Consider the following 21,092-nt stretch of genomic DNA (forward strand, 5'->3'; position numbering starts at 1 on the left):
CGTTTACTCCTCTGCCCCGGCAGCTGAATGCGAACTCGAGTCAATTTCCGTGGCCGCCACTTCTTTCTCTTTCTTCTCGTGCTTCAGCGGCTTGCCCGGCTTCATACCTTCGTACTTGTCGACGATGATCTGGAACTGGTTCGGCGTGACCGAGGAGTAGAGCTCGACTGGGTTGTTCTGGCTCGGCTTGGCAAGGGCTGCGTATTCAGCCTGATCAAGCTGTTTAGGTGACTTCTTGACTTCACTGACCCAGGCGTCGAAATCTTCCTGAGTGGTTGAGATGGCTTTGAACTTCATGCCGGTGAAACCCGCGCCGCTGTAGTTGGCGGAGATACCGTCCATTTCAGCGTTACGGTCAGCGATCAGGTGCAGCTTGGTCTGCATGCCCGCCATCGCGTAGATCTGGCCGCCCAGACCCGGGATGAAGAACGAGTTCATCACGGCGTCGGAGGTGATCTTGAAGTTGATTGGCGTGTGCGCCGGGAACACGATCTTGTTGACCGTGGCAATGCCTTGTTCCGGGTAGATGAACAGCCACTTCCAGTCCAGCGCGACCACTTCGATGGTCACAGGCTTGACGTCGGATTCAATCGGACGATACGGGTCCAATTCGTGGGTCGAAATGTAGGTGATGTAACCCAGGGCAATGATGATCAGCACCGGGATGGTCCAGACAGCCACTTCGATTTTGGTCGAGTGCGACCATTTCGGGGTGTAGATGGCGTCTTTGTTGGAGGCGCGGTACTTCCAGGCGAACAGGAAGGTCATGACGATGACCGGCACCACAACCAACAGCATCAGCAGGGTCGCGGTGATGATCAGGTTGCGCTGTTCCAGGCCAACCTGGCCCGTTGGATTGAGCAAGGTCATGTTGCAGCCTCCCAGCAACAACGTGCCGAGCAGCGGCACTAGGCCTAGTAATCTGGGGTACCTGTTTTTACTCATCTCACGACCTCTAAAGCAGCTTGCGCAATGCAGTTGGGTTTTGATCGCCAACACTTCACCCTGCCAAGGGTTGGCATTTTCTTTGGATTGAATAAGGGCCGCCCGTCGCGCGTCAGACGCTCGACAAAACCTGGGACAGCGGTCAGTTCTTATTCGAATTCGTGGTCAAAGGCCTTGTTACAGACCAATTCCATTTGGTGCGGAAAGTTGGAAGGCACCGACACCTGGGTGTCTTGAAAGCCTCACGACTTACTCGACACCCGACTTCCTGCTCGCCTCCTTAATAAAGGCTGAACAGTGCCGGGAATTCAGTGCGGGCGATTGTAGATAGGTAGCGCCCTATACACCATGTCTTATCCCGAAATAATTTTTATCCGTTCGAGCAACAATCCATCGCCATTTTTGCAAAAGTGCCGCATGTTATCGAAATCGATTCTCAACAAAAACACCAAATTTTGTAGGTGTACACGCCTCAGTTCAGACAGCTCTGAAGGCATTTACTGAATGCCCGATCAGCGCAAAGCCCGATACTCCAAGGCTTCTGGCCATTTGCCTGCGCTTGTTAAAACTGCCTGATCTGGCACACGCGTGCAAAAGCCAAAAATCAATGAAACTGACCAATCCTTTTTTGTAACAGCGCACCAATCCGTGTCGCTGCGACGGCCTGCGACACGGCCTGTGTGACAACATGTCGCACATCTGCCGCACCCTCCCTTGCCATTCGTCACGGTGTTTTCACAAACACTCTGAAATGCAAAACGCCCCGATTTGCTGATACGCAAATCGAGGCGTTTTCTGTATCGGCCAATGAGCCGAATAGTTGATTCAGCGCAGTGCTTTTCGGTTACGCGAGGTCAGCAGCGGCACCAGGATCACCACCAGCACGAACGCCACCAGCGCCCATTGCGCCAGCGACAGACCGAGGATCGGCGGGTACGGGGTCGAGCAGAAACCGTCGACCTGGAAGCCCAGCGGGAAGATCTTCGCCAGCGGCAGATCATCGACAATCGGCTGCAACACATCGATACCGCAGCTCACCGCCGGATAGAACTGGGTGTACACGTGATGCCCCGCCACACCGGCGCCGGCAATCGCGCAAATCACCACCAGCGCTTCGAACACGGTAATGCTGCGCTTGGTCCGCATGGCCGCGCCGATGAACGCGAACAGCGCGATCAGCAGCAACGCATAGCGCTGCAAGATGCACAGTGGGCACGGCGCCTCGCCGAGCACGATCTGCATGTACAGCGCGCCCCCTATCAACGCCAGGCAGATGATGCCCAGCAGCACCAGAAAGCGCCGCTCACGTCCCAGTCGAATCGTTTCCTCGCTCATCGCGTTTCCCTTATATGTCCATGGTTCAGCTGGCCGGCGGCTGCGCTTGCAGTTGCGCCATCAGGCTGATGTTGTCTTCGATATGCCAATTGGCCGCGATGCGACCGTTGTCGATCTGATAGATATCGGTTGCCCGGAAGTCTACACGCTGCCCCTGCCCTTTGAGAGCCTTGAACGTGCCAGTGAAATGCCCGCGAAAGTGCAAATGCACTACCACGCGATCACCGGCGACGATCATTTGCTCGATCTCGCAACTCAAGTCAGGCACCGCCGTGCGAAAAAACTTCGACGCCAGCAATGGCCCGGTCGGCCCCTGCACCCGACCTTCGGGTGGGGTCTTGTCGACAAACTGCGGCGACAAGGCGGCGGTGGCCAAGGCCTCTTCACCGCTGTTCCAGAAACTGCCATAACGCCGCGCCGCCAGCTCCATGGCTTGCGCCTGTGCCTTGGGCAGGCTCTGATCGACAATCAGGGTCTGCGGTGTGATCAAGGCCGATTCGGCAGAGGCAAACGGACTGGCCAGCAAAGCGGCCGACAGGCCCAGAGCGGCAAGGCTGAAATGACGGGACAAGGTGAGGTGCGACATGAGGGCGATCCTGATCAGGTAAACGAACGAGCGCCTATCATCAGCATCGGGGAATAAACGATAAACCGGTTAAGAAACGATTAACCTTTAAACAGAATTTAATAATAGAGACCGCGTAACGGCCTTCGCGAGCAGGCTCGCTCCCACATTGGATCTGCGTTGAACACAAACCTGTGGGAGCGAGCCTGCTCGCGAATGAAGGCGACGCGGTTTCAGATCACTCCAAAGCAGACGCCGGTCCAAAGAACTCATAACGGCTCTGCTTCTGCGGCACACCCAGCGCCTTCAGGTGGCGCTTGATCGCCCCCATGAAACCTTTCGGCCCAAGAAAGTAAGCGTCGACGTCACGCTGCGCCGGCAGCCATTCGCCGAGCAACTCCTCGCTCAACAGCCCGACCTTGTCCGCCGCCGGGCTCACGCCGTCGTCTTCGGCGTAGCAGTAGAAACGCTTGAGTTGTGGATGACGCGCCGCCAAGCCATCGATCCAATCGCGGAACGCGTGGACGCTGCCATTGCGCGCGCAGTGGATAAAGTGCACCGGGCGCTCAGTCTCCAGCGCCGCTTCCAGCATCGCCAGCGTGGGGGTGATGCCGACACCGCCACTGATCAGCACCAAAGGCTTGTCACTGGTGGTCAGGGTGAACTCACCCGATGGCGGGAACAGCTGAATGCTCGCGCCAACATGCAGTTGATCATGCAAGTGGTTGGAGGCACGGCCGCCTGGTTCGCGTTTGACGCTGATGCGGTACTGGCCGTTGTTCGCCAGCGCCGACAGTGAGTAGTTACGGCGGATTTCTTCGCCGTCGAGGAACAGCTTCATACCGATGTACTGACCCGGTTCGGCCGCGAGGATCGGGCCTTTGTCCGCTGGCTCAAAGTAGAACGAAGTGATTTCCGCGCTCTCCTCGACCTTGGCCGCCACAATGAACTCCCGGGCGCCGCGCCAGCCGCCGACAGCTTGCTCTTTCTGCTCGTAGATAGCGGCCTCGGCGCCGATCAGAATGTCGGCCAATTGCCCGTAAGCCGCGCCCCACGCGCTCATGACTTGCGGCGTGGCAATCTCTTCGCCCAATACTTCGGAGATGGCGCGCAGCAGGCAGGCACCCACAATCGGGTAGTGCTCTGGGAGGATTTGCAGAGCGACGTGCTTGTTGATGATCTTCGCGACCAGATCGCCCAACTGGTCGAGCTGGTCGATATGCCGTGCGTACATCAGCACGCCATTAGCCAACGCACGCGGCTGGTCCCCACTGACCTGGTGCGTCTGGTTGAACAACGGGCGCACTTCCGGGTATTCGGCGAGCATCATGCGGTAGAAGTGCGTGATCAGCGCCTCGCCGCCGCTTTCCAGCAGGGGCACGGTGGATTTGATGATGGCACGATCCTGGACGCTGAGCATAAGGGTGACTCCTGAGCTTCATGAAAAAGTTACCTAAGGCTTATCAGTTTCCATGCCAACTAATTAATGCATATAAATCAGTAACTTGAGAATATTGTAGTCAAATCGACTCAAAGCCTTATATAGTCATCCCGACTACATCTTGTCTCTTTGACTACAAAGCCATGTCCGCCAAATCCCTGCTCACCGCTTTGCTTCCCCTCGTATCCGACCTCTCACGCGAACTGCCCGAGGGTGAGCGCTACCGACGCCTGCTCGAAGCCATGCGCGCCCTGCTGCCGTGCGATGCCGCCGCGTTGTTGCGCCTCGACGGCGAATCGCTGGTGCCATTGGCAGTCGACGGGTTGAGCACTGACACCCTGGGCCGCCGTTTCAAAGTCAGCGAACACCCGCGCTTTGAGGTGTTGCTGGCAGGTAAAGGCCCGACCCGGTTTGCCGCCGACAGCGATTTGCCCGACCCCTACGACGGTTTGGTCGATGGACTGGACGATCACCTCGAAGTCCACGATTGCCTCGGCTGCCCGTTGTTTGTCGATGAAAAGCTCTGGGGCTTGATCACTCTCGACGCTCTCGACCCCGAGCGCTTCGAGCCGATCGAACTCGACGCCCTGCAAGCCTTCGCCAGCCTCGCCTCGGCCACGGTCAACGCCGCCGAGCGCATCGAGCGCCTGGCGATCCGCGCTGAAGACGAGCATCAGCGCGCCGAGGTCTACCGTCAGGCCAGCGGTCAGCAGAACCGCGAAATGATCGGCCAGAGCAAGGCGCACAAACATCTGGTGGAAGAAATCAATCTGGTCGGCGGCAGCGATCTGACCGTGCTGATCACGGGTGAAACCGGGGTCGGCAAAGAGCTGGTAGCCCAAGCGATTCACGCCGCCTCCAAGCGTGCCGACAAACCCATCATCAGCCTCAACTGCGCCGCCTTGCCGGACACACTGGTGGAAAGCGAATTGTTCGGCCACGTGCGCGGCGCCTTCACCGGCGCCACCAACGACCGGCGCGGCAAGTTCGAACTGGCCAATGGCGGCACATTGTTTCTCGATGAAGTCGGCGAGTTGTCGCTGACCGTGCAGGCCAAGTTGCTGCGGGTGTTACAGAGCGGCCAGTTGCAGCGCCTGGGTTCGGACAAGGAGCATCAGGTCGACGTGCGCCTGATCGCCGCGACCAACCGCGATCTGGCCGAAGAAGTGCGCAGTGGCCGCTACCGTGCCGACTTTTATCATCGTCTGAGCGTGTACCCGTTGCGGGTGCCGGCCCTGCGTGATCGCGGGAGGGATGTGTTGCTGCTCAGCGGTTTCTTCCTCGAACAGAACCGCTCGCGCATGGGCCTTAACAGCCTGCGGCTCACCAGCGACGCTCAGGAAGCCCTGCTCGCCTACACTTGGCCGGGCAACGTGCGCGAACTGGAACACTTGATCGGCCGCAGTGCGTTGAAGGCCTTGGGCAACTGCAAGGTGCGGCCGAAGATCCTTAGCCTGAGTGCGGCGGATCTGGATCTGCCGGGCGAGGTTGTGGATAACTCGGCTGAGCCGGTTGCCGGGGTTGTCGCGGCGATGCCGTTGATCAGCGGGGATTTGCGCAGTGCGACCGAGGAATATCAGCGGCGATTGATCAGTGCAGCGCTGGAGCGCAATCAGGATAACTGGGCGAGTGCGGCGCGGGAGTTGGGGCTCGATAGAGCAAATCTGGGGCGCATGGCCAAGCGGTTGGGGATGAAATAAAAGCACAGATCGCAGCCTTCGGCAGCTCCTACAGAGATCACCTGTCCCGGTAGAAGCTGCCGAAGGCTGTGAGCTTTTGATCTTCAACTGCCCAAAGGCACTAAAGCCTGCCCCCGACAAGTCGATAACCCGGCATCAATAGTTTTTGGCGATTTCCACCCTCGCCCATCACCTTTTTCCAGAGAAGGTTTTTATGTCCTCCACCAAAGCCCGCGCAGACTCACTTTCGCTTCTGCTGTTTACCTTGCGCAGCGGCAAGCTGATGGCGATCAACCTGCTGAAAGTCAGTGAAATCATCCCCTGCCCGCCGCTGACCAAAATGCCGGAGTCGCACCCACACGTTAAAGGCATTGCGACCCTGCGCGGCGCTTCGTTGTCGGTGATCGATCTCAGCCGCGCCATCGGCGAGCGTCCACTGGAAGACCCGAACGGCGGCTGCCTGATCGTCACCGACGTCAGCCGTTCGAAGCAGGGTCTGCACGTGCAGGCCGTGAGCAAGATCGTCCATTGCCTGACCACCGACATCAAGCCACCGCCGTTCGGTTCCGGCGGCTCACGCGCCTACATCACTGGCGTGACCTCAGTGGACGGCACACTGGTGCAAGTGCTGGACATCGAAAAAGTCATCCACAGCATCGCCCCGGCGCAGATCGAAATGGCCCCGACCGACCTGTCCATGGAAGACGCCGATGTACTCGGCAACGCGCGGATTCTGGTGGTCGACGACAGCCAGGTAGCGCTGCAGCAATCGGTGCACACCCTGCGCAACCTCGGTCTGCAATGCCACACCGCGCGAAGCGCCAAGGAAGCCATCGACTGCCTGCTCGACCTGCAAGGGACCGCACAGCAAATCAACCTGATCGTCTCCGACATCGAAATGTCCGAGATGGACGGCTACGCCTTCACCCGCACCCTGCGCGAGACGCCGGACTTCGCCCACCTTTACGTGCTGCTGCACACCTCGCTCGACAGCGCGATGAACAGCGAAAAAGCCCGACTGGCCGGGGCCAACGCGGTGCTGACCAAGTTCTCCTCGCCGGAACTGACTCAGCGCCTGATCGAAGCGGCCAAACACGTCGCCGCCAACGGGCACTGAGTGTTGGCCGAGACGTATTGCTTTTTGATGCGGCGCGATCTGCGGGCAGACGCGCCGGATATCTGCTGGCCAGAAGGTATTGAAGTCAGCACTTACCGACCGGAGTTGGCGAACGCCGTGCATCAATTGATGCAACTCGGTTACCGCGAAGGTGGCGGCCGGGTGCCGGCGCTCGACGTCTGGCAGCAGCGGTTTGAAAGCGATCCTGAATACGATCCGCAACTGTGTTTCATCGCCACGGACACCGAAGGCGTTATCGGTGTGGCGCAATGTTGGACCAGCTCATACATCAAGAATCTGGTGGTGCATCCGCGCGCTCAAGGCCGAGGTTTGGGTCGGGCATTGCTGCTCAATGCATTCAAGGTGTTTCAGCAAAGGCGCGAAGGATTTGTCGATTTAAAGGTGCTGGAAGATAACCTTCGGGCGCAGCGGCTGTATGAGAGTGCCGGGATGTATGTGGTTCGCCGTGAGTTGGTGCCCGACTGACCACCGCCATCGCTGGCTTGCCAGCGATGGCGGCCTCAAAGACAACTTTTTACCCTCAGGCATACTCCAACCTTGGTCATTACAAGGATGCCTCAACCATGAAAGCCATCACCCTCAGCCTGCTCTGCCTCACCGCCCTCGCCGCCCAGGCCCACGCCTCCAGCCCCGACGCCTGGGCCGCCTATGACAAAACAGTGCTCGCCAGTTGCACCAAAGCCAGCGGCCTGAAAAACGCCAAACCCGTCGGTACCCCCGCACAATTCGACGACCGCGTCGGCTACACCGCCGTGTTGCTGCAAGGCCAATACCCGCAAAAACACATGAAAGGCCAGCAAGGCAGCGAACTGTGCCTGTACAACAAAAAATCGAAAACCGCATTCGTCACGGAGTGGGACTCGATCCGACCGACCGCCAAAGCCCAGTGAATGGCGCATAACTTGCTTCGATCCGGTTCTGCACGGCGATTTTCTGCCGCCGATTCACACCCTGATTGAAGATTGATCGCTCAATGACTACAACGTTTTCCTGCGTAGGTTGCGGCAAATGCTGCACCGACCATCATGTCCCCCTGACCCTGGCCGAAGCCCGCATGTGGGCGGCGGATGGCGGCCAGGTCATCGTGCTGGCAGAGGCGTTCCTCGGCAATGGTCTGGGTTTGCCGGCGCAGCAACGTGAACACGCCGAGCGGCGTTCGGCGCTGGTACGCAGCGGCGCATCGGACGTGCATGTGGCGATCACCTTTGCCGCCTACAACGTCGGCCCTTGCCGGAATCTTGACGAAGACAAGCTGTGTCGCATCTACGAGCGTCGGCCTTTGGTGTGTCGGATTTATCCAGCGGAAATCAATCCGCATATCCCGCTTAACCCTGCAGCCAAGGATTGCCCGCCAGAGTCATGGGAACAGGGGCCGGCGCTGATCGTCGGTGGCGAATTGGTTGATCAGGAACTGATCGAACTGATTCAGCGCTCAAGACAGGCGGATCGCGATGACATTCGGCTCAAGGATGCGATTTGTGCCGCACTGGGGATTCGTACCACGGCGCTCAAGGGCGACGGGTTTACCGCGTACTTGCCGAATATGGACGCGTTTGCGGCGGTGATTGATCAGGTGAGTGCGCAGCCATTGAGCGAAGAGACCAGTGAATGGCTGTTTCATTTGTCCGGGGATGATGTGGCCGGGCAAATACTCGCGGCCGGCGCACGGGTGGTCACTGAGCCGGCGTTGACCTATGCGTTTATTTCGTTGCGGGCGGCTTGATCCGGAGTTTTTAGCGGGCTCACATCATTTGTGTACGACACAAATCCCTGTGGGAGCTGACTTGCCAGCGATGAGGCCGGCGAAGACAGCTTCAATCAATAAAATCAGCGCTTGCCCATCGAACGACGGGTGCCCGGCGGCGCCATGCCCGGTGTCTTGGTGTGGCCGTTCTTCGCGCCGTTCTTGTACCACGGCTGGTTCGAGCCTTTGGCAGCGGCCAATTCGCCCGGTTTGAACGGGAACTTGAACGCCGGGATCTCGGCTTTGGATTCGCTGGCGTCGGCCAGTTCAGCCGGGACATCGCTCACGGCGTCGTCAACCGGCGGTTGGATCGGGGAAGTCATGAAAGCTCCGCAAAACAAAAAAAGTCGCGCCCGGTAAGTGAGCCGCGAAGGCGCGCAGTATACCTGCGCGCCACGGGTCAGCACCTGAAGATTTGCACCGCACGCCGAACGGTTTACAGGTACTCGATGGTGACGATGCCTTTGTCGGTCGAGGTCTTCAACGCCTCAAAGGTCATGGTCATTGGCAGCTTTTCGCGGCTGCACGCGTTGCGGTAGGTGTCGACGTCAACCTTCAGACCGGGCGTGAGCTCGACTTGCCGGGACTCGCTGGAATTCAGTGCGCCAACTCGCCCGACTTCACAGCCGGAATCGACGATCTGACCGCTGAAACGGATCTCGCCGGAAGTGGTTTGAGGAGCGGCGCAGACCGTGAGCGGAAGCACGACAAACACACTGGAAATGACGATTTTGAGCTTCATGACAGGACACTCCCGTAGAGACCCGTGCAGTGATCGACTGGGCTATACACTTGTATCCGCTGCTGGGGGCGGATCTTGAGGAGCTTAGTAGGGGCAGCGCAGAAGAGTCCTGATTTGGGAATGATCAGTCCTTTTTTGGGACTGTTCCGTGGTGAGTTTGCATGTTGGTTCAAAGGTTAGTGATGTTGTGTCATTTCAGCCGTCTTCGCGAGCAGGCTCACTCCCACAATTGGAATGCTTACTCCTGTGGGAGCCAGCCTGCTGGCGAAGAACGATAACGCGGACTCAGGTCTGCGGATCAACCCGATCCAGCGCCCGGTTAACCGCCAGCTCGGCGAGCATGATGATCTGCTGGATCCCCAGCACCGTGTTGCGCTGCAAACCGCTCAGCTCATTGGCGAAATTGCTGGTCGCCGCACTGGCGGACGCTAAAGACTCACAGGCGTGGGCGAGCAGACTTTCGGTGTCGACGTTGGGGCAGACCATGAACATGGTGCTGGGTTTTCGTGGTTTAGGGGGATCTGGGCAGAGGTAAAAATCGAGGGCGCGTTTTATCGCTTCGTGGTTTTTGATGCGGTCTTCGGCGCGGATGGCGTCGGCGAGGGGGGTGGATGTTTCTGGTGGATCCGGGATTAATTTGTCCATCGAATGGGGGCTTCCAAGTAGTGGCGCCACTCGTTCCTGATCTCACTCGAAGAAGAGGTGGCAGCTATGTACGGGGTGAGATCACCGGGGATACCCCAAACCGGCCGGACCGAAGTCTGCCCGCACATAGCCGCCATAAAAATGCTGACAGCGTGAACTGACGGCAATTATGGGGGCACTTGTCTGGGGATCCAAATCGGGCATCTCACCTCCCGATCGCTGAGTTGTCAGCGACAGCCAAAGACTAGAGAGCGCACGTCCGACGGACAACCTGAAAACCTTGTGGGAAGGTTCTGGTGATTTCACACGCCTCTAAACACAGCAAAGTAATCGGGTGACTGTATGGGCCTCATCGCTGGCAAGCCAGCTCCCACAGTTTCAACCGAGTACACCTGCCAGACATTGGGCGGTTGTCAGATCGCCATCGCGAGCAGGCTCACTCCTACAATGGGATCGCATGCTGCCTGCCACACATTGGGCGGTTGTCAGGCCGCCATCGCTGGCAAGCCAGCGCCCACAGAAAGCAAAAGCCAGATCAAAAGATCGCAGCCTGCGGCAGCTCCTACAGAGGAGACAGTTACACCCCGCACGCGGCGAATGCCGCCCCACTCAACAATGAGCGTTAGCTCGAGTAAAGCTCTTGATCTTGATCTCAGAGCCCGTCGGCAGCCGTTACCGCAGCAACGGATAGACACACAGAAAACTGACAGCGCTGACAGCTAGCCGTCACCCTCCTGACCCCAAGACAGGTTTATAACGTACCCAATCTGCCCAAACTCCAGCCCCTTGGCGCCCCAATCGCATGCGAATCCAAAAGCACAAAGCCCTGCTAGCCACCCTGCTCATCGCCCTGGCAGCCATGGGCCTATGGTTTGCAATCAAACCCGCCCCGACCAAACTCGCCACCCCAACCGCCATCCCGGTGCGAGTCATAACTGTCAGCGAAAAAGACGTCCCCCGCTACACCAGCGGCATCGGCTCCGTCCTCTCATTACACAGCGTGGTCGTGCGCCCACAAGTCGACGGCATCCTCACCAAAATCCTCGTCAAGGAAGGCCAACGGGTCAAAACCGGCGACCTGCTCGCCACCATCGACGACCGCTCGATCCGCGCCAGCCTCGACCAGACCCGCGCGCAACTGGCCGAAAGCCAGGCCCAACTGCAAGTCGCCCAGCTCAACCTCAAACGCTACAAACTGCTCAGCGTCGACGACGGCGTCTCCAAACAGACCTACGACCAGCAACAAGCGTTGGTCAACCAGCTCAAAGCCACCGCCCAAGGCAACCAGGCCTCGATCGACGCCGCCCAAGTGCAGCTTTCCTACACCCAGATTCGCTCCCCGGTCACCGGTCGCGTCGGTATTCGCACAGTCGACGAAGGCAACTTCCTGCGCATGACCGACGCCCAAGGCCTGTTCACTGTGACCCAGATCGACCCGATCGCCGTGGAATTCTCCCTGCCCCAGCAAATGCTGCCGACCCTGCAAGGCCTGATCACCGACCCGCAACACGCGCAGGTCAAGGCCTACATCGGCGCCGACACCGATGGCGAAACCGGCAACCTGCTCGGCGAGGGCCACCTGACCCTGATCGACAACCAGATCAACGCCAACACCGGCACCATCCGCGCCAAGGCCGAATTCGACAACGCCAGCCAGAAGCTCTGGCCGGGTTTGCTGGTGACGGTAAAAATTCAGACAGCTCTGGACAAAGATGCGCTGGTCGTCCCGCCCACCGTCGTACAACGGGGCCTCGATCAACACTTCGTCTATCGCGTGAACGGCGACAAGGTCGAAGCCGTACAAGTACAGATGGTTTATCAGGGCAGCGGCCAGGACATCATCAAAGGCGTGAGGGCCGGTGACGTGCTGGTCACCGACGGCCAGTCGCGGCTCAAGCCCGGTTCCACCGTGCAAGTGATGAGTGAGCCGCCGCAGGTGGTGCAAGCGGAGCCGAAACCATGAAGCAGCACAAAGGCGTTTCGACGTGGTGCATTGATCACCCGGTCGCAACGATTCTGCTGACCATCGCCCTGGTGCTGGTCGGCGTCATTGCCTTCCCGCGTCTACCCATTGCCCCACTGCCAGAAGCGGAATTTCCTACGATTCAGGTGTCCGCGAAATTGCCCGGCGCCAGCCCCGACACCATGGCCTCGTCCGTGGCCACGCCGCTGGAGGTGCAATTCAGTGCCATCCCCGGCATGACCCAGATGACCTCCAGCAGTGCCTTGGGCTCCACCCTGCTGACCCTGCAATTCAGCCTCGACAAGAGCATCGACACCGCTGCCCAGGAAGTACAAGCGGCGATCAACACCGCCGCCGGCAAGTTGCCCAAAGACATGCCAACGCTGCCGACCTGGAGGAAGGTCAACCCGGCCGACAGCCCGGTGCTGATCCTCAGCGTCAGCTCGACACAGATGCCCGGCACCGAACTCAGTGATCTGGTGGAAACCTTGCTGGCCCGTCAGATCAGTCAGATCGACGGTGTAGGCCAAATCAACATCACTGGTCAGCAACGTCCGGCGATCCGCGTTCAGGCTTCGGCGGACAAACTCGCGGCCATCGGCCTGACCCTCGCCGACATCCGCCTGGCGATCCAGCAAACCAGCCTCAACCTGGCCAAGGGCGCACTGTACGGCGAGTCGAGTATTTCCACGCTGTCGACCAACGACCAGTTGTTCCAGCCTGAGGAGTACCGCCAGCTCATCGTTTCCTACAAGGATGGCGCCCCGGTTCACCTAAGAGATGTCGCCAACGTTATCAACGGTTCGGAAGATGATTATGTGCAAGCGTGGGCGGGTGATCGACCGGGGGTAAACCTGGTGATTTCGCGCCAACCTGGCGCCAACATTGTCGAGACAGTGGATCGCATCCAAGCCGCCCTGCCCGGCCTCGAAGCCATGCTGCCGGCCTCTGTGCAGGTCGACGTTCTGATCGACCGCACCCAGACCATCCGCGCCTCGCTGCATGAGGTCGAGATCACGCTGTTGATCGCGATCCTGTTGGTGGTGGCGGTGATGGCACTGTTCCTGCGCCAGTTGTCGGCGACGCTGATCGTGTCGGCGGTACTCGGTGTGTCGCTGGTGGCCAGTTTCGCGCTGATGTACATCCTCGGCTTCAGCCTGAACAACCTGACGCTGGTGGCGATCGTGGTGGCCGTGGGGTTTGTCGTCGACGACGCGATTGTGGTGGTGGAGAACATTCACCGGCACCTGGAGGCAGGCGATGATATGCGCGAGGCCGCGATCAAAGGTGCCGGCGAGATCGGTTTCACCGTGGTCTCGATCAGTTTCTCGCTGGTGGCGGCATTTATTCCGCTGCTGTTCATGGGCGGTGTGGTCGGGCGACTGTTCAAGGAGTTCGCCCTGACGGCAACCTCGACCATCATGATTTCCGTGGTGGTTTCGCTGACGCTGGCACCCACGCTGGCCGCGCTGTTCATGCGTAAACCGGTGCATCACGCCCACGACAAACCGGGGTTCAGTGAACGTTTGCTCGGCTGGTACGAAAAAGGCCTGCGCCGCGCCCTCGCCCATCAGAAATTGATGATCGGCGTATTTGGCTTGTCCCTCGCTTTGGCCGTCGCCGGTTACATCTTTATCCCCAAGGGTTTCTTTCCGGTGCAGGACACCGGTTTCGTCCTTGGCACCACCGAAGCCGCTGCGGATATTTCCTACGGCGACATGGTGAAAAAACACCTGGCCATGGCCGAAATCGTCGCCGCCGATCCGGCCGTGCAGGCGTTCTCCCACTCGGTGGGTGTATCCGGCAGTAACCAGACCATCGCCAACGGCCGCTTCTGGATCGCCCTGAAAAAACGCGGTGACCGTGATGTGTCGGCCAGCCAGTTCATCGACCGGATTCGCCCGCAACTGATGAAAGTCCCCGGCATCGTCCTTTACTTGCGCGCCGGCCAGGACATCAACCTCAGCTCCGGCCCAAGTCGCGCGCAGTACCAATACGTGCTCAAGAGCAACGACGGCGCGACCCTCGCCACCTGGACCCAGCGCCTGACGGAAAAACTGCGCAGCAATCCGGCGTTTCGCGATATTTCCAACGATTTGCAATTGGGCGGCAGCATCACTCACATCAGCATCGACCGCAGCGCCGCCGCGCGCTTCGGGCTGACTGCGAGTGACGTCGATGAGGCGCTGTACGACGCCTTCGGCCAGCGACAAGTCAATGAATTCCAGACCCAGGTCAACCAGTACAACGTGATTCTGGAGCTGGACACCAAGCAACGCGGCAAAGCCGAGAGCCTCAACTATTTCTACCTGCGCTCGCCGCTGAGTGGCGAGATGGTGCCGCTGTCAGCGCTGGCCAGGTTTGACGCGCCGACCATCGGCCCACTGTCGATTGCCCATGACGGCATGTTCCCGGCCGCCAACCTGTCGTTCAACCTCGCCCCCGGCGTGGCGTTGGGCGATGCGGTGATTCTGCTCAATCAGGCCAAGGCCGAGATCGGCATGCCGACCGCGATCAGCGGCAATTTCCAGGGTGCAGCGCAGGCGTTCCAGAGCTCGCTGGCCAGTCAGCCGTGGCTGATTCTGGCGGCGTTGGTGGCGGTGTACATCATTCTCGGTGTGCTCTACGAGAGCTTCGTGCATCCGCTGACGATCATTTCGACGCTGCCGGCGGCCGGTCTCGGTGCGGTAATCATGTTGTGGATCTGCGGGCAGGACTTTTCGATCATGGCGCTGATCGGCCTGGTGTTGCTGATCGGCATTGTGAAGAAGAACGGCATCCTGATGATCGACTTTGCGCTCGAGGCTCAGCGACAGCGAGGTTTGTCGCCGCAGGATGCGATTTTCGAGGCGTGCATCACCCGGTTCCGGCCGATCATCATGACCACCCTCGCCGCCCTGCTCGGCGCGCTGCCGCTGATGCTCGGTTATGGCACCGGTGCCGAACTGCGACAGCCGTTGGGGATTGCGGTGGTGGGCGGCTTGTTGGTGAGCCAGATGCTGACGCTGTTTACCACGCCGGTCATATACTTGTGGCTTGAGCGGCTGTTTCACCGGCCCAAACCAGAGCCCGTGCCGGCACTGGCGACTACAGACTGAGGCGGTCATGCGCGTTCTGATTATCGAAGACGAGGAAAAAACCGCGGATTATCTGCACCGCGGCCTGACGGAACAGGGTTACACCGTGGACCTGGCCCGCGACGGCGTCGAGGGCCTGCACCTGGCGCTGGAAGGCGACTACGCGGTGATCGTCCTCGACGTCATGCTGCCGGGCCTCGACGGCTTTGGCGTGTTGCGCGCGTTGCGTGCGCGCAAGCAAACCCCGGTGATCATGCTCACCGCCCGCGAAAGGGTCGAAGACCGCATCAAGGGCCTGCGCGACGGCGCCGACGATTACCTCGGCAAACCGTTTTCCTTCCTTGAACTGGTCGCGCGCCTGCAAGCGCTGACACGACGCAGCGGCGGCCATGAACCGGTGCAAGTGAGCATCGCCGACCTGTGGATAGATCTGATCAGCCGCAAGGCGACTCGCGCCGGCACTCGGCTGGACCTGACCGCCAAGGAGTTCTCGTTGCTCAGTGTCCTCGCCCGTCGCCAGGGTGAAATTCTTTCGAAAACCGCCATTGCCGAGATGGTCTGGGACATCAATTTCGACAGCGACGCCAATGTGGTCGAAGTGGCGATCAAACGCCTGCGCGCCAAGCTCGACGGGCCGTTCGACGAGAAGCTGCTGCACACCATCCGGGGCATGGGTTATGTGCTGGAGAGCCGTGATGTCCAGTAACTCAATCGCCCTGCGCCTGAGCGGGATGTTCACGCTGGTGGCGCTGGTGGTGTTTCTGTTGATCGGCGGCGCGCTGTATCAGCAGGTCGACAAGGGTTTGGGCCTGTTGCCGGAAGCCGAACTGGACGCGCGTTATAGCGTGCTGGAGTCGGCGCTCAATCGTTTTGGCACGCCCGAGCATTGGGTGAAGATCAACGCCAAGCTCAAACTGCTGAGCGAAGAGGACAAACGCATTCGTTTCTGGGTGGTGAGCGGCAACCCGGGTTATGAGTTCGGCGAGCCGGATGCCGAGGTCCGCGCCTTCGCCAAAGGCCCGACGGGCATGCATGACTTGCAGTTGCCCGGCCAGCCTTACCCGTTGAAAGTACTGCTGACCGAGCTGCCCGCCAAGGATCAGCGCCCGCCCCTGCGCTTTATGATCGGCATCAACACCGAGACCTTTCATGAGACCCAGCACAACCTGCTGATCGCCTTGATCGGCCTGGCCATTGCCGGTGTGCTGATGGCCTCGGCACTGGGCTATTGGGTGGCGCGGATCGGTCTCAAACCGCTGATCAAACTGTCCCATGAAGCGCAAAGGCTGGCACCACCGCTGCGGGCCGGACGCTTGCGCCTCTCGCCATTGCCGCCGGAGCTTGAGCAGTTTGTCGACTCGTTCAACTCGACGCTGGAACGGGTCGAACAGGCTTACTCGCGGCTGGAATCTTTCAACGCTGACGTGGCCCACGAACTGCGCTCGCCGCTGACCAATCTGATCGGCCAGACCCAAGTGGCACTGACGCGCGGACGCTCGGCCGAACACTACTTCGAAGTGCTGCAATCCAATCTCGAAGAGCTGGAGCGGCTGCGTTCGATCATCAACGACATGCTGTTTCTCGCGAGTGCCGATCAGGGCAACAAGGCGACCAAACTGACGTCGACGTCGCTGGCCGATGAGGTAGCGACCACGCTGGAGTATCTGGATTTCATTCTCGAAGACGCGCAGGTTCAGGTGCAGGTCAGCGGCGATGCACGGGTGCAGATCGAGGTCGCGCATTTGCGCCGGGCGTTGATCAATCTGCTGAGTAACGCCGTGCAGCACACTGAAGCGGGTCAAGTGATCGAGGTGCGGATCGAGGTGCAGGAACATCAGGTCAGCATTGGTGTGGCAAACCCCGGCTCGCCGATTGCCAGTGAGCATTTGCCGCGTTTGTTTGAACGCTTTTATCGGGTGGATGCGTCGCGCAGCAACAGTGGCAATAACCATGGATTGGGATTGGCGATCGTTAGAGCGATTGCGCTGATGCATGGTGGTGACGTGTTTGTGCGCAGTGACCGGGGGATGAATACCTTCGGCATTCACCTCCCTGTCTGACGCTTAGCCCCCAGTGCAGGCAAATCCCTGCGGCAGTGGATTGGAGTGAGGAAGCTTTTGTGGTGAGGGGATTTATCCCCTCGCCACACGTTCGCGCCCAGCCTGAAAGATTTTTGCTTGTGCTGTAACAGTCATTTATGAAAATCACGCTGTTTCCCAGCGCGAGGCAACCTTATCTTTGCCCGCACCAAACAGCACTCGCCAAGCGAGAAGGTTTTCAAGATGTCCAACAGTATGGGTATTGCCAGCGCGTTCGTTTTGTCCTCATTGATCCTGTCGCCGATGGCGATGGCTGAAGAATCGCAGTCGTTCGTGGCACGCAATGTCGCTCGCGCTCAGGCCTTCGATCAGCATCAGGCCGAAGTGATGGCCAAGGCACAAGACGCCTCGCAAGCCCCACAGGCTGCCACTTCCAAGGCGCAAGCCGCCGAGAAAGACAGCTGAGTCGCGCACCGCGCCAACGTTTCCCTCGACGCGGTTGTTTGGCTCTTCCCGTTCAACCGTCGTCATTCCAGGCCGCTGCCGTTCAGCGGCCTTTTTTCGTTGTGGTCTGAAAGCCGTTTGGTTCGTCTGTAACAACAAGAAACATTGAGCGCCTCAAAATATAGAGGCGCCAGTTGACCCAAGGAGCTCCATTGCACGTGCGTTACCCAGTCCGTTTCACCCCGCTGTTCATTGCAATTGCCGCAACGATTGCCCCGGCTGCTCACGCCGACGAGGCCGCCAAAGAAGGCTTTGTCGAAGGCTCAAGCCTCAACCTCAACGCCCGCAACTACTACATGAATCGCAACCGCCTGCAGAAGGCGGACGACAACATCGAGTGGGGCCAGGGCTTTCTCGGCATCTTCCAGTCGGGCTACACCGAAGGCACGGTCGGGTTCGGCATTGATGCCCACGCCATGCTCGGGCTGAAACTCGACGGCGGTGGCGGCACCGACGGTTCCAGCATCCTGCCGATCAGCGATGGCAACGGCAAAGCGCCGGGCGCGTTCTCGACAGCGGGCGGCACCTTGAAAATGCGCGCGTTCGACACCGAGTTGAAGGCCGGTGATCTGTTCCTCACCAACCCGGTGATTGCCGGCGGTGACAGTCGCATGCTGCCGCAGACGTTCCGTGGCGTCAGCCTGACCAACCATAGCTTCGATGGCTGGTTGATCGAGGGCGGTCAGGCCAGTTTCACCAAGCCTTACAACCAGAGCGGTCACACACGCATCGGCACCTCCTACGGCACACTGGCCGATGGCGATGACAGCCGCCACCTGAACTGGGCGGGCGTGTCCTGGAGCGGCGTTGAAGGCCTGACCAGCAGCCTGTATGCCTCGGAGCTCAAGGACATCTGGAACCAGTACTACTACGACCTGGATTACACCTGGCAGTTGAACGATCTGGTCAGCCTCAACCCGGGCCTCCACTTCTATCACACCCAAGACACCGGCGATGCGCTGCTCGGCGATATCGACAACAACACCTACAGCCTGCATTTCACCGTCGGCATCGGCAGCCACAGCGTCACTGCCGCGTATCAGCGGGTCAACGGCAATACGCCGTTCGACTACATCAGCCAGGGCGACAGCGTTTACCTCGACAACTCGCAGCAGTACTCGGACTTCAACGGCCCCAACGAGCGCTCATGGAAGCTCAAGTACGCCTACGACTTTGCCGGTGTCGGTGTGCCGGGGCTGACGTCGGCAGTGTCCTACTCACGCGGTACGGTTGACCTGACCAAAGCGGACCCTGACAGCCAGGGCTACTCCAACTGGTACAGCGCCGAAGGGAGCAACGCCAAGCACTGGGAACGCGACCTCGACCTCAAATACGTCGTGCAAAACGGTCAGGCAAAAGACCTCGCGGTGCGCCTGCAATGGGCCACCAACCGCGGCGGCAACGGTTATGGCGTGATTGATACAGACACAGATGAATACCGGGTAATCATCGACTACCCGATCAACGTCTTCTAAGATCAGTCAGCTAACACTGGACATGTAAGAGCTGCCCAAGGCTGCGATCTGTTGATCTTTCTATTGAAAATCAAAAGATCGCAGCCTTCGGCAGCTCCTGCAGTGGTGAAACAGCAAGTTCTCCACAGTTAATCCTTTGTTTGTGCAACTACTCTCATAAGATCCCCCAACCGATAACCCCATCATGATCGCGAGTCGAACCCCACCCGCTTCGGGCAAGACCGGACGCCCCGAACTGCTGCTGATTTGCGGTAGTTTGCTGACCGTGATCGCGATTATCTGCATCGTCACCTTTCTACTGATTCGCGAGCACGCCAACGCTCAGGAGTCGGCGACCCGCAGTGCCACCACCATCGCTCAGTTGATCGATGCCGACGTGCTGCGCACCGTCGAGTTGTACGACCTGACGCTGCAAGGCCTGATCGCCGCTTCGCAACGTGATGACTTGCGCAACGTCACGCCGCAGATCCGCCATCTGGCGTTGTTCGACCGCTCGACCGCCGCCCGCTACAAGGGCGACATTCTGTTGCTCGACAAGCACGGCGATGTGGTTGCCGATTCTTCGCGCGTCGACCCCAAACCCGGCAACTTCGCCGACCGCGATTACTTCCTTGCCCATGCGTTCAACCGCGACACTGGCATGTTTATCAGCCGCCCGTTCAAGACCCGTTGCGACTGCGATGAAGCCAATCAATGGCGCATCAGCTTCAGCCGACGCATTTCCTCTGAAACCGGGGAATTCGTCGGCGTGGCCGTGGCCTCCTTGAAGCTCGATTACTTCGACCAGTTGTTCAACAGCCTCGACATTGGCAACGACAGTACGCTGAACATCATCGACAACGACGGTGTGTTGCTGGCGCAGAAGCCGTACCTGCAAAGCGACTCCATCGGTAAAAGTTTCGGCAATCGGCCCAACGTGGTGCGGATTCTGCGTGACAAGGATGGTAATGGCAGTTTCAACAGCGTTTCGAGCATCGATTTCCAACAGCGGCTCTACACCTATTCGCGAGTCGGCAATTTGCCGCTGACGGTGATCGTCGCGTTGTCCAGTAATGAGGTTTTTGGAACATGGCGGCGCACGGCGTTGCTGATCAGCGGTGCCACCGGAGTGCTGTGCCTCGGTCTGCTATGGCTGACCTGGCTGCTGGCCCGGGAACTGCGCTTGCGCCACAGGGCCGAGCGCGAACTGGCGCAACTGGCGGCCACTGACGCACTGACCGGCTTGGCCAACCGCCGAATGCTCGATCAGGCACTGCGTCACGAATGGTTCCGCGCCCAGCGTTCGGGCAAGCCGCTGTCGGTGATGATGATCGATGCCGATCACTTCAAGGCGTTCAATGACCGCCATGGGCATCAGGCTGGCGATCAGGCGTTGCGCGAGTTGGCCAAGGTCATCACGGCGAATGTACGCCGGCCGGCGGATCTGGTGGCGCGGTATGGCGGCGAGGAGTTTTCGGTGATTCTGGCCGAGACCGACAGCGCGGGCGCACAGCAGATTGCCGAGCATATTCGAAAGGCGGTGGAGCGATTGCCGTTGCGCGACGGAGCGCAGGTGCCGATGACGGTGAGTATCGGTATCTGTGTCTGGACAGCGGACAGTGAGATGACGCTGGAGCAACTGCTGTTTGCGGCGGACAAGGCGTTGTATCAGGCCAAGGAAGGTGGGCGCAATCGGGTCGTTGTCTCCTAAGATCAAAAGATCGCAGCCTGCGGCAGCTCCTACCTTTGGGAGTGCGATCCCCTGTAGGAGCTGCCGCAGGCTGCGATCTTTTGATCTTTTAAAAAGGCATAAAAAAAGGC

General features: G+C 59.4%; 19 protein-coding genes. 12 read left to right on the plus strand and 7 right to left on the minus strand.

Going from position 1 to position 21,092, the window contains the following annotated elements; translation table 11 throughout:
- Positions 1-3 precede the first annotated feature (3 nt).
- The 4 genes from cyoA to hmpA form a co-directional block, all read right to left on the minus strand.
- Positions 4-945: a ubiquinol oxidase subunit II gene (cyoA, locus tag PSH79_RS22515; RefSeq protein ID WP_095191601.1), complete on the minus strand. Its 942-nt coding sequence runs from the start codon at positions 943-945 to the stop codon at positions 4-6.
- A gap of 825 nt (positions 946-1,770) precedes the next feature.
- Positions 1,771-2,280: a disulfide bond formation protein B gene (locus tag PSH79_RS22520; RefSeq protein WP_187677977.1), complete on the minus strand. Its 510-nt coding sequence runs from the start codon at positions 2,278-2,280 to the stop codon at positions 1,771-1,773.
- 25 nt (positions 2,281-2,305) lie between these two features.
- Positions 2,306-2,866, minus strand: a complete 561-nt coding sequence (locus PSH79_RS22525) for an ester cyclase (RefSeq protein WP_305439691.1) — start codon at positions 2,864-2,866, stop codon at positions 2,306-2,308.
- A gap of 217 nt (positions 2,867-3,083) precedes the next feature.
- On the minus strand, positions 3,084-4,265 hold the full coding sequence (gene hmpA, locus PSH79_RS22530) for an NO-inducible flavohemoprotein (RefSeq protein WP_305439692.1): 1,182 nt from the start codon (positions 4,263-4,265) through the stop codon (positions 3,084-3,086).
- A gap of 164 nt (positions 4,266-4,429) precedes the next feature.
- Here hmpA and norR point away from each other — a divergent pair, with 164 nt between their 5' ends.
- From norR to PSH79_RS22555, 5 genes are all read left to right on the plus strand, one after another.
- Positions 4,430-5,986 (plus strand): nitric oxide reductase transcriptional regulator NorR, encoded by a 1,557-nt coding sequence (norR, locus tag PSH79_RS22535; protein ID WP_305439693.1) that lies wholly within the window; start codon positions 4,430-4,432, stop codon positions 5,984-5,986.
- Between the two features lie 193 nt (positions 5,987-6,179).
- Positions 6,180-7,082, plus strand: a complete 903-nt coding sequence (locus PSH79_RS22540) for a chemotaxis protein CheV (protein WP_187677981.1) — start codon at positions 6,180-6,182, stop codon at positions 7,080-7,082.
- A 27-nt stretch (positions 7,083-7,109) separates the two neighbouring features.
- Positions 7,110-7,568, plus strand: coding sequence for an N-acetyltransferase (locus PSH79_RS22545; RefSeq protein WP_305439694.1), 459 nt, complete (start codon positions 7,110-7,112; stop codon positions 7,566-7,568).
- Between the two features lie 98 nt (positions 7,569-7,666).
- Positions 7,667-7,993: a hypothetical protein gene (locus PSH79_RS22550; RefSeq protein ID WP_305439695.1), complete on the plus strand. Its 327-nt coding sequence runs from the start codon at positions 7,667-7,669 to the stop codon at positions 7,991-7,993.
- Between the two features lie 83 nt (positions 7,994-8,076).
- On the plus strand, positions 8,077-8,826 hold the full coding sequence (locus PSH79_RS22555) for a YkgJ family cysteine cluster protein (protein WP_305439696.1): 750 nt from the start codon (positions 8,077-8,079) through the stop codon (positions 8,824-8,826).
- A 104-nt stretch (positions 8,827-8,930) separates the two neighbouring features.
- Here the strand turns inward: PSH79_RS22555 and PSH79_RS22560 are convergent, their stop codons facing one another.
- The 3 genes from PSH79_RS22560 to PSH79_RS22570 all read right to left on the minus strand — a co-directional run bounded on the left by PSH79_RS22560 (position 8,931) and on the right by PSH79_RS22570 (position 10,234).
- A complete protein-coding gene (locus tag PSH79_RS22560; protein WP_305439698.1) occupies positions 8,931-9,170 on the minus strand; it encodes a hypothetical protein in 240 nt (79 codons plus the stop codon).
- A 113-nt stretch (positions 9,171-9,283) separates the two neighbouring features.
- Positions 9,284-9,589, minus strand: a complete 306-nt coding sequence (locus PSH79_RS22565) for a type 1 fimbrial protein (RefSeq protein ID WP_305439699.1) — start codon at positions 9,587-9,589, stop codon at positions 9,284-9,286.
- Positions 9,590-9,874: 285 nt separating this feature from the next.
- On the minus strand, positions 9,875-10,234 hold the full coding sequence (locus tag PSH79_RS22570) for a DUF6124 family protein (protein ID WP_305439701.1): 360 nt from the start codon (positions 10,232-10,234) through the stop codon (positions 9,875-9,877).
- An 802-nt stretch (positions 10,235-11,036) separates the two neighbouring features.
- Between PSH79_RS22570 and PSH79_RS22575 the strand changes: the two genes are divergently transcribed.
- The 7 genes from PSH79_RS22575 to PSH79_RS22605 all read left to right on the plus strand — a co-directional run bounded on the left by PSH79_RS22575 (position 11,037) and on the right by PSH79_RS22605 (position 20,982).
- Positions 11,037-12,197 carry an efflux RND transporter periplasmic adaptor subunit gene (locus PSH79_RS22575; RefSeq protein WP_305439703.1) on the plus strand — a complete coding sequence of 387 codons (1,161 nt, stop codon included), beginning with the start codon at positions 11,037-11,039 and terminating at the stop codon, positions 12,195-12,197.
- A complete protein-coding gene (locus PSH79_RS22580; protein ID WP_305439704.1) occupies positions 12,194-15,295 on the plus strand; it encodes a multidrug efflux RND transporter permease subunit in 3,102 nt (1,033 codons plus the stop codon). The genes PSH79_RS22575 and PSH79_RS22580 overlap by 4 nt, the downstream gene beginning before the upstream one ends.
- 7 nt (positions 15,296-15,302) lie before the next feature.
- Complete coding sequence (locus PSH79_RS22585) at positions 15,303-15,980, plus strand: heavy metal response regulator transcription factor (RefSeq protein ID WP_305439706.1); 678 nt, start codon at positions 15,303-15,305, stop codon at positions 15,978-15,980.
- Entirely contained in the window at positions 15,970-17,334 is a 1,365-nt protein-coding gene (locus PSH79_RS22590; protein WP_305439707.1) for a heavy metal sensor histidine kinase, read from the plus strand. The genes PSH79_RS22585 and PSH79_RS22590 overlap by 11 nt, the downstream gene beginning before the upstream one ends.
- A gap of 222 nt (positions 17,335-17,556) precedes the next feature.
- Positions 17,557-17,778 (plus strand): hypothetical protein, encoded by a 222-nt coding sequence (locus PSH79_RS22595; RefSeq protein WP_305439708.1) that lies wholly within the window; start codon positions 17,557-17,559, stop codon positions 17,776-17,778.
- 197 nt (positions 17,779-17,975) lie between these two features.
- A complete protein-coding gene (locus PSH79_RS22600; protein ID WP_305439709.1) occupies positions 17,976-19,292 on the plus strand; it encodes an OprD family porin in 1,317 nt (438 codons plus the stop codon).
- Positions 19,293-19,476: 184 nt separating this feature from the next.
- The gene (locus tag PSH79_RS22605; RefSeq protein WP_305439710.1) at positions 19,477-20,982 is read left to right on the plus strand and encodes a sensor domain-containing diguanylate cyclase; all 1,506 of its coding nucleotides are present in this window, start codon (positions 19,477-19,479) and stop codon (positions 20,980-20,982) included.
- Positions 20,983-21,092: the final 110 nt, after the last annotated feature.

Source organism: Pseudomonas sp. FP2196 (assembly GCF_030687715.1).
GTDB lineage: Bacteria > Pseudomonadota > Gammaproteobacteria > Pseudomonadales > Pseudomonadaceae > Aquipseudomonas.

Excerpts from the sequence above, each read along its gene's own strand:
- PSH79_RS22520 (WP_187677977.1), bottom strand. The coding sequence starts at position 2,280 with ATGAGCGAGGAAACGATTCGACTGGGACGTGAGCGGCGCTTTCTGGTG.
- cyoA (WP_095191601.1), bottom strand. The coding sequence starts at position 945 with ATGAGTAAAAACAGGTACCCCAGATTACTAGGCCTAGTGCCGCTGCTC.
- PSH79_RS22585 (WP_305439706.1), top strand. The coding sequence starts at position 15,303 with ATGCGCGTTCTGATTATCGAAGACGAGGAAAAAACCGCGGATTATCTG.
- PSH79_RS22545 (WP_305439694.1), top strand. The coding sequence starts at position 7,110 with ATGCGGCGCGATCTGCGGGCAGACGCGCCGGATATCTGCTGGCCAGAA.
- PSH79_RS22570 (WP_305439701.1), bottom strand. The coding sequence starts at position 10,234 with ATGGACAAATTAATCCCGGATCCACCAGAAACATCCACCCCCCTCGCC.
- PSH79_RS22525 (WP_305439691.1), bottom strand. The coding sequence starts at position 2,866 with ATGTCGCACCTCACCTTGTCCCGTCATTTCAGCCTTGCCGCTCTGGGC.
- PSH79_RS22590 (WP_305439707.1), top strand. The coding sequence starts at position 15,970 with ATGTCCAGTAACTCAATCGCCCTGCGCCTGAGCGGGATGTTCACGCTG.
- PSH79_RS22555 (WP_305439696.1), top strand. The coding sequence starts at position 8,077 with ATGACTACAACGTTTTCCTGCGTAGGTTGCGGCAAATGCTGCACCGAC.
- norR (WP_305439693.1), top strand. The coding sequence starts at position 4,430 with ATGTCCGCCAAATCCCTGCTCACCGCTTTGCTTCCCCTCGTATCCGAC.
- PSH79_RS22560 (WP_305439698.1), bottom strand. The coding sequence starts at position 9,170 with ATGACTTCCCCGATCCAACCGCCGGTTGACGACGCCGTGAGCGATGTC.
- PSH79_RS22540 (WP_187677981.1), top strand. The coding sequence starts at position 6,180 with ATGTCCTCCACCAAAGCCCGCGCAGACTCACTTTCGCTTCTGCTGTTT.
- PSH79_RS22575 (WP_305439703.1), top strand. The coding sequence starts at position 11,037 with ATGCGAATCCAAAAGCACAAAGCCCTGCTAGCCACCCTGCTCATCGCC.
- PSH79_RS22550 (WP_305439695.1), top strand. The coding sequence starts at position 7,667 with ATGAAAGCCATCACCCTCAGCCTGCTCTGCCTCACCGCCCTCGCCGCC.
- PSH79_RS22605 (WP_305439710.1), top strand. The coding sequence starts at position 19,477 with ATGATCGCGAGTCGAACCCCACCCGCTTCGGGCAAGACCGGACGCCCC.
- PSH79_RS22565 (WP_305439699.1), bottom strand. The coding sequence starts at position 9,589 with ATGAAGCTCAAAATCGTCATTTCCAGTGTGTTTGTCGTGCTTCCGCTC.
- PSH79_RS22580 (WP_305439704.1), top strand. The coding sequence starts at position 12,194 with ATGAAGCAGCACAAAGGCGTTTCGACGTGGTGCATTGATCACCCGGTC.
- PSH79_RS22595 (WP_305439708.1), top strand. The coding sequence starts at position 17,557 with ATGTCCAACAGTATGGGTATTGCCAGCGCGTTCGTTTTGTCCTCATTG.
- hmpA (WP_305439692.1), bottom strand. The coding sequence starts at position 4,265 with ATGCTCAGCGTCCAGGATCGTGCCATCATCAAATCCACCGTGCCCCTG.